Source organism: Streptococcus sanguinis SK355 (assembly GCF_000212855.1).
In the GTDB taxonomy this organism is placed as follows: domain Bacteria; phylum Bacillota; class Bacilli; order Lactobacillales; family Streptococcaceae; genus Streptococcus; species Streptococcus sanguinis_A.
The window spans coordinates 580,277-592,545 of the sequence record NZ_GL890993.1 but is presented as its reverse complement, the minus strand read 5'-3'; the positions used below and the strand labels follow the sequence as shown (position 1 = coordinate 592,545).

Here is a 12,269-nt window from a genome sequence, read left to right as displayed (position 1 = left end):
TAATATTTTTTATTTTTTTATTTAATAAAAAACTTGATGCTCGAACCTGTTCTAATAAAACAGATTGAGAGTCATCAAGTTTATTCATTATAAAATCGTATTGTCTTGAAAATCTTTTAGGTGATTTTTTAAATCTTTAAGCATAGCTCTTCTTCCTTTAAAGCGCTCGTTGCTCATCAACCTCTGATAATTATCCAATCCAACATCATCGAGAGTTCTTTTGTAATTGTCAATCGCTTCTCTAAAGGCAACTAACTCATCTAGAAACAGCTCTTTTGATTTTAGTCGATGTCCAATCTCACTCACTTCTTCATAAGGCTGGCGGTCCAATTTGCGCTTTTGGCTTTCTTGTTTACGAATTTTATCATGTATATGATTTCTGAATTTTGTTTTGAAATAACGATAGAGTTTTTCCTCATCGTTTTCAATTCCTTTTTCTTTAAGCAGAAGTTCGTATAAAACTAACATTCCTTCTTGCTCCCAATCACTATGTTCCCACAAATGAATATAGTAATCTTTCTTACACTTCCAAACTATCCATTTCACCTTCTCATAAGTAGCTCTAAAATCCATAGTTCCTCCTTAAAATTTACTTGACTTAATTCTACTGTAAATAGAAAGCAAGGTGGGCTCTTTCTTCTAAAAAGCATCTTTCAGGAACTCTTCTGACTCGAATAACTATTTTTAAGTCATTTCAGGCACATATTTAGTCATTTGGGAGGATTGTGCGAAGTATGAAAGCAAGAAAAAATCAAATGCTTACACATTTGATTTTTTAAACCTAGCTCCGCCAGTAGGACTCGAACCTACGACATCATGATTAACAGTCATGCGCTACTACCAACTGAGCTATGGCGGATTATATAGTCCGTACGGGATTCGAACCCGTGTTACCGCCGTGAAAAGGCGGTGTCTTAACCCCTTGACCAACGGACCATTTCTTGTCCTTCTGCAGAACATATTCCATTATATCAGCTTTTCTTCCTTTGTCAATAATTATTTCAGAAAAAGAGAAAAAAGTTGGAGTTTCTCCAACTTCTTCTACTCGGAACTTTTTTCTTCCATTTTCGTTTTAATTTCATCATAAGAAAGTGCGTGTGCTTCCTTATCCAACTCAAGTTCAGACTCTTCTGGCATTTTGCCAGTTTCATACAATGATTTAATCTGATTGCTATCCAAAGTTTCATATTTAAGAAGCGCTTCAGCAATCAATTTATGAGTTTCGCGATGGGACTGGATAATCTCTGCAGCTTTGTTACGAGCTTCATTGAGAAGTTCTCTTACTTCTTCGTCAATCTCATATGCAGTCTGTTCTGATATTGATTTTTGAGGACTGGCTGCACCAAACATAGCATGATTGCCTTCGTATTGAACTGGACCAAGTTTTTCACTCATTCCATATTCCGTTACCATACTGCGGGCCATCTGAGTTGCCTGTTCAAAGTCATTAGAAGCACCTGTTGTTTGAACATTAAAGATAATCTCTTCAGCCACACGGCCACCCATAAGACCAGCTAATTGCTCTTTCATGTCTTCTTTAGATAGAAGCATTTGGTCTTCCTTAGGCAGAGCAATCATATAGCCGCCAGCACGGCCACGAGGTACGATGGTTACCTTATGTACGACACGCGCATTTGACAATACCAAACCAACAATAGTATGTCCAGCTTCATGATAAGCAACCATTTGACGATCACGCTCAGAAACAGTCTTGTCTTTCTTAGAAGGTCCTGCGATTACCCGGTCTTCTGCTTCATCAATATCATCAGCATCGATAACTTTCTTGTTACGACGGGCAGCAACCAAAGCAGCTTCATTCAAGACATTTTCCAAATCAGCACCAACAAAACCTGGTGTCTGCTGAGCAACTAGTTTTAAATCAACATTTTTAGCCAGCGGTTTATTCTTAGCATGAACACGGAGAATAGCTTCCCGACCTTTAACATCAGGACGTCCGACCAAGACTTTTCTGTCAAAACGGCCAGCACGCAGCAAGGCTGGATCTAATACATCCGAACGGTTAGTAGCCGCAATGATAATGATTCCTTCATTGCCTTCAAAACCATCCATTTCAATCAAAAGCTGATTAAGGGTTTGCTCACGCTCATCGTTACCACCGCCAAGGCCAACACCACGCTGACGACCGACTGCATCGATTTCATCGATAAAGATAATGGCAGGGGCTGCTTTTTTCGCATCCTCAAACAAAGAACGGACACGGCTTGCTCCGACCCCAACAAACATTTCTACAAAGTCGGAACCTGAGATACTGAAGAAAGGAACTCCTGCTTCTCCAGCAACTGCCTTAGCAAGCAAGGTTTTACCAGTTCCTGGAGGTCCTTCTAGAAGGACACCGGCAGGAATACGAGCACCTAGCTTGGTGTAACGTTTCCGATCTTTCAGAAACTCAACAACTTCTACTAGCTCTTGCTTTTCTTCCTCGGCACCAGCTACATCCGAAAAACGAACCTTAATATCTTCTTTGTTAGCAGCACGCGCCTTATTGCGGCCAAAATTCATGGCACCGCGGGCACCACCGCCGCCACCTTGATTCATCATGGACATAAAGAAGAAGATGACAATCACAAAAGGAACGATGGAAGTGAGGATTGTAATCCACATTCCGCTTGAACTTTCGCGCTTTATGCTGATTTCAGTGTTATGCTCAGAAGCTAACTTTTGTAAATCAGAAATTGTAATATCTGACGGTAAAATAATACTTGTAAATCTCTCTACTTTAGAAACGGTTGGAGTGAAAAATAAAATCCCTGTATCTTCTTTCGATTCCTGAGGTGTTTTGTAAGTACCTGAAATCTCAACGACGCTACCATTTGGCTGGTAGCTCATCTCTGTGACATTATTTTCCTTAATTTCCTTTACTAATTCTGTGTAATTGATTTGCTGACTGCGACCGCCAGTATCTCCTGAAAAGAAATACTGAAATCCTGTCACTAGGACAACAATAATCAGAATATAGAGAAATGGATTTTTTATAAAACCATTATTTTGCTTATTTTTCATCTATTAATAGTAAACCTTTATTTTGTATAAACTTCTTCTTTCAAAATACCAATATATGGAGTATTACGATAGTTCTCATTGTAATCTAGCCCATATCCAACAACAAATTCATTTGGGATTGTGAAACATGTATAATCTGCATTGATTTCAACAATACGCCCTTCTGGCTTATCCAAAAGTGTAGCAATTTTCACTGATGCAGCATTTCTTTCTCTAAACAAATCGCACAGGCTTTTCAAAGTCTTACCAGTATCAATGATATCCTCAACAAATAGGATATCACGTCCTGTAATGTCTTGATCAATGTCTTTAATAACATTAATGACACCTGAGCTGGTAGTACCACCATGGTAGCTGGAAACCAACATAAAATCAAGCTCAATATGTGTATCAACATGCTTGATCAGCTCAGCCATAAAAGGGACGGAACCTTTTAAAATTCCAACAAAAATTGGATTTTTACCTTGGTAGTCTTTGGTTAATTGCTGGCCAAGTTTTTTTGCAGCATCCACGATTTCTTCATGGGAAATCAATATTTTTTTGATATCTTGTTCTAGCATAATTTTACCCATCTATTTTCTGAATATAAAGTACAGTACTCATTATATCACTTTTTAATGCCTTACTCAAATCACTGATAGCAATATTTAAGATTGCTAAAATTTGATGATTTTGTTCCACTACTACAGATGAATTCCGTTCTTCAAAGGAAACCTTCTTATCAATAAAAAGACGACGAAGTTTCTTGTGATGACCATTTAGCAAAATACTGTCTCCCTCTTTTCGGAAGCGAAGTGTTAGCGAAGTTTCACGCGAAACAAAAACTTTCTGGATATTTTCACCATTCAAAGGAAGGCCGAATGAAAATCGATAATGCCCAAACTCAATCAGATTCTCAAATTCTAACAAAATTGAATCCATTTTTAAATCGGGCTTACGACTGATTTTTCTAATTTCAAAACGCTGGTAATCTTTAACAAGCTCATAGTCTTTTTTCAAAGTGTGCTGATAATTAGCCTTAGTCCGCAGGATGTTTAAAACCTCCTCAAACTGCTGCTTACTCAGATTCAGACCAGGAAAGTTTTCAAGATAGTTCTGCAATAGAAAACGTTGAACCTGAGGGATTTGCTGATGAAAGACTTGAACATTTTCTATATCTAAATCTCTGGTCAAGTAAGACAAAGCGGCCTGCCAATCTTCAATTTCCTTGCCCAGATACCGCAAAGAATCCTTAAATTGTGGATTTTCTTTTTCTAGATTCGGCAGATAAAGATTGCGAATTCGATTTCTGAGATAGTCATTTTGAAAATTACTGCTATCTTCAAAATGCTGAATCTCTGGAAAGTCTGACTTATGAAAAGTAAGCAAAGGACGAATCAGCTCCCCGCAAGCAAAAGACTGGACAGCTTTCATACCGGACAAATGACGAAGTCTAGCTCCACGCAGCAGCCGCATAAAAACAGTCTCAGCTTGATCATCTGCGTGGTGGGCAGTTACCAAAGCTGTATAGTGCTCCTCCTGCATCACTTTCCCGAAAAAATCATAACGAAACTGCCGAGCAGCAGTTTCTGAAAATTTACCAGAAAAACTTGATGTAAAAATCTTTACACCAAGCTGTTCCGCAATCTTTACTAATGCCTTTTCTTCTTGATCTGACTCTGGCCGCTGTTTGTGATTGACATGAGCAATCGCAAGCTCGATAGCCAGTTCTTTTTGAGAATCAATCAACAGCTGCAGCAGTGTCATAGAATCCAGTCCACCTGATACAGCAACCAAAACTTTTCGATGGCCTTGGAAATACTTTTTCTCCTGCATTTTTTTAAGAAATTCTTGCTTAATCATTTCAGGACTCCATAGACATCGTCTGCTATCTGGGAAATGTTATCGTAGTTTGCATTATTAGTAAAAATGACAATGATAAAAGGGGAATCTGCATAGACAATCGCAGCATCGTGCTTGAAATCATAGGCGTCGCCAATTTTATGAGCTACTTTAGCATCAATATTTTTAGAAATCCGTTGATTATCATAATTTGTCTGAGACAAGGCATCAATAATCATGCCATTTTGCTCATAGATAGCTTCCAAAACATTTCCAGCCATACGTGAAGAAGCCTGTCTTTCTTCCACATCCCATTTCTTTCCAGCTATTTTGTTGATCGTCTGCTGAAAATTTTTATCAGATTGATTGGTCGCATAATAGCCTAAGATATTGTGGGCGACATTATCTGATTCTTTGGCCACTCGATTTATTAAATCATGAACTGAATATTCCTTGTCATCAGCTGACTTCTCAATGCTGCCACTTCCTTCTGGTTCGTAAGCACCTGCAAAATCATTAACTGCTCCAACATACTTGAACTTCTGATCTAAGGAAATTTTTTTCTGATTCAGCTGTTCCTGCACATAGTAAAGATAAGGCAGTTTGGTCACACTGGCCGAATACATCTCTTGATCTTGATTGATACCTGCTTCTTTGCCTGTATCCAGCTGTTTGACATAGATAGAGTAGTCCGCCTTGTTGTACTTACTACTCAGAATTTCTTGAACCTTGTCCATTCGATTATCAGTATCATCCAGAAATTCCATAGAAACCCAGCCCTGTCCTTCAACCTGGGCATAAGTTCCTTTGACAGTCTGGACAATTTGAACAATGGTTACTTTTGTATATGGAGCTAATGTTGTATTGACTTTTTTGGCTCCGTTGATATTGGCTTTATCATAAAGAATGAAGCCAAGTTTTAACCACATTTCTTGATGAACATCTTCGATTGACTGGACAGTATCTTCGTAAATTGTATTTTTATCCGCTATCACAAACTGCCCATTTTTCAGCTTGAAAATCGGAACTCCTTCTTCATTTACATAAAATCCTGTTATCTGGATTGGCTGGTCTGGAACTAGCTTTCCAGCAGTCTTACTCAGAGTAGAATCTGTAAATGTAGGAGTTTCTTCATAAACATTAGGATTTGTCGGGATGCTATCATAATAGCGTCCATACGTAGTGCTTGTAAAATGATATTTTTCTTCCTCGTCTAATACGAAATCTTTTTCGGTACTAATAACTGTGATACTGCTAAATAAAGCTGGCAGCAAAAATATCAGTAACAAAAACTTACGCATGTTTTCCCCTTTCCTCTTGATTTTCTTGAAGTTTCAAAGTTTGATTTTTTTCAGACAGTTCTTCCAATTTCTCATCTGAAAAGGCCAAGAACTGCTCAATTGTTTTTAATAAATCTTCCATAACTACTGTGGTAATAAATCTGGGATAGTATAAATGTACTCACCCTCTTTTGAAAAAGAGTATTTAGCGCGTGCATACTTAGCCGCATAGCTATCATCTTTTAACTTTGCTGCTATATCAGATTGGTAGTCCTTTTCTTCGCTGAGCGTCTGATATTTCTCCTGGAGTTTAGAATACTGTTCACGACGCTGCAGTAAGGTTTGATAACTCTGATATAAATTATAGGTAGGTAGAATAAACAAGAGGATAACCAAAATCAGAACCCAGCCCATAAAACGATTACGTTTCCGCCGTTCCTGATCCACATATCTGCGGCGTTGATTTTCATCTTGAATAAAACGATTATTGAGTTGGACGATATTTTTAGGCATCTTCTTCTATCCTTGTTTCACTGACGATTTCATACATCTTAGCTGCATCTTCCTTTTTAGTACTGTCTTTCATCTCTAAAACTTTTACAGTCAAGAGTTTATTACCAAAACGTACTTCAACCAAGTCATCCACTTTCAAATCTGTTGAGCTCTTTGCCAAGATACCATTCACTTTTATCCGGCCCTTATCAGCTACTTCTTTAGCCACTGGACGTCGCTTGATAATCCGTGACACTTTCAAATATTTATCTAATCTCATCCTATTACCTCATTTTCTCTTAATTTATTATTCTACCATTTTTTGAGAAAAATAGAGCTTAAAAAGCCAAACTTCACTGAATTGTAACCTTTATTCTGCCTTGCGCTGTTTAATTTCCAGCATCTTTTCTCCAAAATTAACCAGACCTTCTAAAATCTCATAATCTTTTTTGTTCTTCACATCAAAAATCACTTCAATCAAGCCATTTTTTTCGCCAATTCGAGCCTTTAAATTCGTCATTGAAAGTGCTTCAAAATAATCCTGCGTCAGATAAAGCTGCTGTGAAATCTTCTCAAAATGAATAATTACTGCATTCTGCTGGCGTTCCACTGACTTTACAAATGCCTGATCTAAATAAGACTTAGCAAGTCCAATCTCCAACAAATAGGCTACAACATCAGGATACTCCCCAAAGCGATCAATCAATTCATCCTGTAAATTTTCATAGTTTACACGGCTGTCAATCTCACGAATTCTCTTGTAAATTTCAATCTTCTGTCTTTCATCAGAAATATAGTCACTAGGTAGATAGGCATCAATCTGCAGATTAAGTTCTGCATTGCTTTTTTGACGCTTGTTTTCTCTGCCCTGCTTTTTAGCAATGGCTTCTTCTAGAAGCTGTGAGTACATCTCAAAACCAACAGAATCAATAAAGCCAGATTGCATACTTCCTAGAATATTGCCAGCTCCTCGAATAGACAAATCTCGCATAGCAATCTTAAATCCAGAACCTAACTCTGTAAATCCTTTAATAGCCTCTAGACGCTTTTCAGAAACTTCTGTCAGAATTTTATCTGGTCTGTACATTAGATAAGCGTAGGCAATCCGATTGCTGCGGCCAACTCGTCCACGAAGTTGATACAAGGTTGACAGCCCCATATGATCAGCATTTTCTACAAACAAAGTATTGGCATTGGGGATATCAACCCCAGTTTCAATAATGGTAGTGGTCACCAAAATATCATATTCTCCATTGATGAAATCCAGTAACGTATTTTCTAAACGAATTTCACTCATTTGGCCATGAACATAGCCTATAGAAGCTTCTGGGATTAACTCTCTTAACTCTGAAACTTTCTGTTCGATTGTGTCAACCTTGTTGTAAAGGTAGTAAACCTGTCCACCTCGGTCTATTTCACGTAAGATAGCTTCTCGAATCACTGTAGGATTGCTTTCTAAAACATAGGTCTGAACAGGATAGCGATTAGTTGGTGGGGTCTCAATGACTGACAAATCGCGAATCCCCAGCATAGACATATGAAGAGTTCGAGGAATAGGAGTTGCTGTCAAGGTCAGGACATCAACTTTCTTTTTCAATTCCTTTAATGTTTCCTTGTGCTTAACTCCAAAACGCTGCTCCTCATCAATGATGATCAAACCTAAATCCGCAAATTCTACATCTTTGGATAAGAGTCGGTGGGTTCCAATGATAATGTCAACTTGTCCCTTCTGTAGCTTCTCTAGAGTCTGTTTTTGTTCTGCCTTACTCCTGAAACGGCTGAGTACCTCAACATTGACTGCAAAATCATTAAAGCGTTCTTTAAAGTTAGTATAGTGCTGTTGGGCTAAAACCGTTGTTGGCACTAATACAGCTACTTGTTTATGATTATTGACAGCCTTAAAAGCAGCCCGCATAGCTACTTCTGTTTTCCCAAAGCCAACATCACCAACTAAGAGCCGGTCCATTGGACGACTACTTTCCATATCCTTCTTCACTTCCTGAATACTTCTTAGCTGGTCCTCTGTTTCAACATAAGGAAAATCATTATCAAATTCCTCTTGATTGGAATCATCCGCTGAGAAAGCAAAGCCTTTTAGCTGGCTACGTTCAGCATATAGTTTAATCAAATCATCCGCAATATCCTGAACCTGATGCTGAACTTTTTGCTTACTCTTCTGGAAACGACCATCATTTAGCTTATTTACCTTAGGTGTTTTTCCATCGCTGGCAACATACTTTGATAAGAGATCAATCTGATCAACTGGAATCGAAATACGATCAGAATTTTGATATTGAATCGTCAGATAATCACGGTGGACACCAGATATTTCAATCGTTTCTATCCCCAGATAACGTCCTATCCCATGAATATTATGGACAACATAATCCCCTTTTTCTAGCTCATTATAATCTTTCAGTCGTTCAGCATTAGAGATATTCTGACGCCGAATTTTTCGTTTTATTTTCTTATGAATAATTTCATACTCTGTAATAAGAACAATTTTCTCATCTACGAAATTAAAGCCTTGGACAAGATTTCCTTCAATAAGCTGAACTGCATTTTTGTGAATCTCAGTCTCTTTTATATAGTCTAAATAAATATCATATTCCTGTAAATTTTTATGTAAACTTTGTAAACCTGCTGAAGAATTTGCTTGTAAGATTATTGTATAGCCAGATTTTTTATAACGATTAATTTCTTCTTTTAGCAAGGGAAACTGACTGAAAAATTCTTGCATTGGGTACTGATTGAATTGATACAAAGCATCAAATTTCAAATTTCCCAAACCCTTTTGAAAGCTTGAAAAGAAGGTTGCTGGTTTATATTGACGATAATCTTGGTACTTATCTGCAAAATATTTCTGACTTGATAAAGCTTTACAATTTTGTAAATCATCTGTCAATAAACCAGCTGTTTCCAGTTCAAATTGAGCATGTCGATCCACAATTTTTTGAAAATCATCAAAAAACACAGGGCTATGAACAGGCAAATAGTCTAAAATAGTCCATTCTTTCTGATAAAAATAAGAAAGGAATTTACGAATATCTGCATGATAAAACCTCTCTTTGGCACTGATTAGTAACTCTTCTAAGTAAGATTTCAAAGCAGGATCAACAGCTTTTTCTAAAATTACTTCCAGATTTTCTAGTCCTCTAGCATAATCTTTCTCAGAAAGCAGGATATCAGAAGCAGGTTTAATCAAAATACTTTCTACGTTCTCAATTGAAGTTTGATTTTCTGGATTGAAAATCCGAATACCGTCAATTTCATCTCCAAAAAACTCCAGTCGATAGGGAGAGTCTGCTGAGCGCTCAAAAATGTCTAAGATATCTCCTCTTAGACTATATTCTCCTTGACTTAAAACTTGAGATACCCTCTTGTATCCTGATCTTGACAACATCTTTACAAGATTATTTAGGTCATATTCTTGTCCAACTTTCAAATTTATGTTGGTTGTTTTAAAATCAATGGGATCAGGCAAGAGTAATTTGCTAGCTGCGATATTAGTAACTAGAATTCCAGACTTTTGATGGTCTATTAAAAAGTTTAGAGCATCTAATCGCGAAAATATTTTTTCCTGTGATGCAAAAACAAATTCTGCTATAGGAGTATCATCTGCTAAAAAAGTATAGACCTTGTCTTCTCCCAACAAAGAAATCAAATCACTAGCCAAACGATCTGCTTCATTTTGACTAGAAGTCAGCACAAGGATTTTATCCGCTTCTTCTAATCCAGCCGCTATAGTAATCGCTTTTGTTGATGCAGACAATCCCATTATCAACTGTCTGCTGCTTTTATGGAGATTTTTCTTCCAATCTGAAATTTGCTGGTTTTGACAAAATAAGTCAATCAGGTTCATTTTATTATCCATTGTATCTCTGCATTGTTTGTTCAAAATTGCCTGACTGTAAATAATAATTTACAGCATTGTCAACTTTATCAAGAGTATTCAGAATCTTTATATAATCATCTTTATCGAATTTTCCTAAAACATGGTGAACCACTGTCATGCCTTCTCTTGGACGGCCGATACCTATCTTTATCCGTTTAAACTCTTGACTTCCAATGTGTTTGATTATAGATTTAATGCCGTTATGGCCGCCAGCTGAACCCTTGCTGCGCAAACGAATCTTACCAACTTCCATATCCAAATCATCATAGATGACCAATAAATCCTCTATATCTAAACCATAGTATGCCAGTAAAGCTTGAACGGCCTTTCCACTCTCATTCATAAATGTAGTTGGTTTTACAAAATAGACTTTTTCACCATTCAGAAAAGTAGAAGCAATATCCGCTTGAAAGATTTTATCAGCTGTAAATTTTAAATCAAGATCTTTACAAACCTTGTCAACTAACATAAAACCAACATTATGTTTAGTTTCAATATATTTTTCTCCTGGATTTCCCAAACCAACTATTAACTTTACCATTTTTCTCCTTTATAAAAGCCAAAAGGGCTGGAAAAAAAGTTCCAACCTAGAATTTTTAGACTTTACAAATACTTTACACATTAAATCTAAATTCCATAATATCGCCATCTTGAACGATATATTCTTTTCCTTCTTCGCGCAAACGTCCAGCCTCTTTAACTGCTTTTTCGCTGCCATAGTGCACTAGGTCATCATAAGACATAGTGACTGCTCGAATAAAACCTTTTTCAAAGTCTGAGTGAATAATGCCAGCTGCTTGCGGAGCTTTCATTCCACGCTTAAAGGTCCAAGCACGCACTTCCTTTTCACCAGCTGTAAAGTAGGTTCCAAGTCCCAACAGATGATAAGCTGTTCTGGTCAGTTTATCCACACCTGATTCTGTCAAGCCGATAGCTTCCAGAAATTCTGACTTATCTTCATCGTCCAATTCAGAAATTTCTTCCTCTGCACGCGCTGAAATGACAACAACCTCAGCATTTTCTGTAGCTGCAAATTTACGAATCTGCTTCACATAGTCAATATTATCTGGATCAGCCACCTCATCTTCACTGACATTGGCCACATAGAGAACTGGCTTAGTCGTTAAGAGAAAGAGCCCTTTGACAATTTTTTGCTCTTCTTCTGTGAATTCAATTGTACGAGCTGACAGACCATCTTCCAGGACAGGCTTAATTTTCTGTAAAACATTAAATTCTGCCACTGAATCCTTATCTTTTTGGGTACGAGCCATCTTCTCTACACGCGCATAACGTTTGTTAATACTTTCTAAGTCTGCTAAAATCAATTCTAGATTAATGGTCTCAATATCTGCCATTGGATCTACAAATTCAGACTCGCGGCCCTGTTCCCGCATGACATTTTCATCATCAAAGGCACGTACTACATGGACGATCGCATCTACTTCACGGATATTGGCCAAAAATTTATTCCCTAGCCCTTCTCCTTTTGAAGCACCTTTCACAATTCCAGCAATGTCAGTAAATTCGAAGGTTGTTGGAACTTTCTTTTGTGGTTTGATGAGTTCTGTTAATTTATCCAAACGTGCATCCGGAACTTCTACCCGACCGACATTTGGATCAATTGTCGCAAAAGGGTAATTAGCTGCTTCTGCACCTGCCTTTGTAATTGCATTAAATAAAGTTGACTTACCAACATTGGGTAAACCAACGATTCCTGCTGTCAAAGCCATTCTTATCTTCTCCATTCATCTTTTCAATCC

11 protein-coding genes and 2 tRNA genes are annotated in these 12,269 nt (G+C 37.5%); all 13 read right to left on the bottom strand.

The annotated features are described in order from the left end of the window. Positions 1–87: 87 nt before the first annotated feature. Complete coding sequence (locus HMPREF9389_RS08410; protein ID WP_002928633.1) at positions 88–573, bottom strand: sigma-70 family RNA polymerase sigma factor; 486 nt, start codon at positions 571–573, stop codon at positions 88–90. A 212-nt stretch (positions 574–785) separates the two neighbouring features. Continuing rightward, a tRNA-Asn gene (locus HMPREF9389_RS08415) sits at positions 786–859 on the bottom strand. Positions 860–864: 5 nt separating this feature from the next. Continuing rightward, positions 865–936 (bottom strand) — tRNA-Glu (locus HMPREF9389_RS08420). Positions 937–1,041: 105 nt separating this feature from the next. Then, entirely contained in the window at positions 1,042–3,021 is a 1,980-nt protein-coding gene (gene ftsH, locus HMPREF9389_RS08425) for an ATP-dependent zinc metalloprotease FtsH (RefSeq protein WP_002928631.1), read from the bottom strand. Between the two features lie 17 nt (positions 3,022–3,038). Then, on the bottom strand, positions 3,039–3,581 hold the full coding sequence (gene hpt / locus HMPREF9389_RS08430) for a hypoxanthine phosphoribosyltransferase (protein WP_032906688.1): 543 nt from the start codon (positions 3,579–3,581) through the stop codon (positions 3,039–3,041). Positions 3,582–3,585: 4 nt separating this feature from the next. Further along, the gene (gene tilS, locus HMPREF9389_RS08435; RefSeq protein ID WP_002928626.1) at positions 3,586–4,863 is read right to left on the bottom strand and encodes a tRNA lysidine(34) synthetase TilS; all 1,278 of its coding nucleotides are present in this window, start codon (positions 4,861–4,863) and stop codon (positions 3,586–3,588) included. Continuing rightward, positions 4,860–6,143, bottom strand: coding sequence for a serine hydrolase (locus tag HMPREF9389_RS08440; RefSeq protein ID WP_002928625.1), 1,284 nt, complete (start codon positions 6,141–6,143; stop codon positions 4,860–4,862). The genes tilS and HMPREF9389_RS08440 overlap by 4 nt, the downstream gene beginning before the upstream one ends. Then, complete coding sequence (locus HMPREF9389_RS12300; RefSeq protein ID WP_002928624.1) at positions 6,136–6,264, bottom strand: SP_0009 family protein; 129 nt, start codon at positions 6,262–6,264, stop codon at positions 6,136–6,138. Before HMPREF9389_RS12300 ends, HMPREF9389_RS08440 begins: the two co-directional genes overlap by 8 nt. A gap of 2 nt (positions 6,265–6,266) precedes the next feature. Next, the gene (locus HMPREF9389_RS08445; protein WP_002928622.1) at positions 6,267–6,635 is read right to left on the bottom strand and encodes a septum formation initiator family protein; all 369 of its coding nucleotides are present in this window, start codon (positions 6,633–6,635) and stop codon (positions 6,267–6,269) included. After that, positions 6,628–6,894 (bottom strand): RNA-binding S4 domain-containing protein, encoded by a 267-nt coding sequence (locus HMPREF9389_RS08450; RefSeq protein WP_002894302.1) that lies wholly within the window; start codon positions 6,892–6,894, stop codon positions 6,628–6,630. The genes HMPREF9389_RS08445 and HMPREF9389_RS08450 overlap by 8 nt, the downstream gene beginning before the upstream one ends. A 90-nt stretch (positions 6,895–6,984) precedes the next feature. Further along, on the bottom strand, positions 6,985–10,488 hold the full coding sequence (gene mfd, locus HMPREF9389_RS08455) for a transcription-repair coupling factor (RefSeq protein WP_002928620.1): 3,504 nt from the start codon (positions 10,486–10,488) through the stop codon (positions 6,985–6,987). Then, positions 10,481–11,050 carry an aminoacyl-tRNA hydrolase gene (pth, locus tag HMPREF9389_RS08460; RefSeq protein ID WP_002928618.1) on the bottom strand — a complete coding sequence of 190 codons (570 nt, stop codon included), beginning with the start codon at positions 11,048–11,050 and terminating at the stop codon, positions 10,481–10,483. The genes mfd and pth overlap by 8 nt, the downstream gene beginning before the upstream one ends. Positions 11,051–11,123: 73 nt before the next feature. After that, positions 11,124–12,239 carry a redox-regulated ATPase YchF gene (ychF, locus tag HMPREF9389_RS08465; protein ID WP_032906267.1) on the bottom strand — a complete coding sequence of 372 codons (1,116 nt, stop codon included), beginning with the start codon at positions 12,237–12,239 and terminating at the stop codon, positions 11,124–11,126. Between the last annotated feature and the right edge of the window lie 30 nt (positions 12,240–12,269).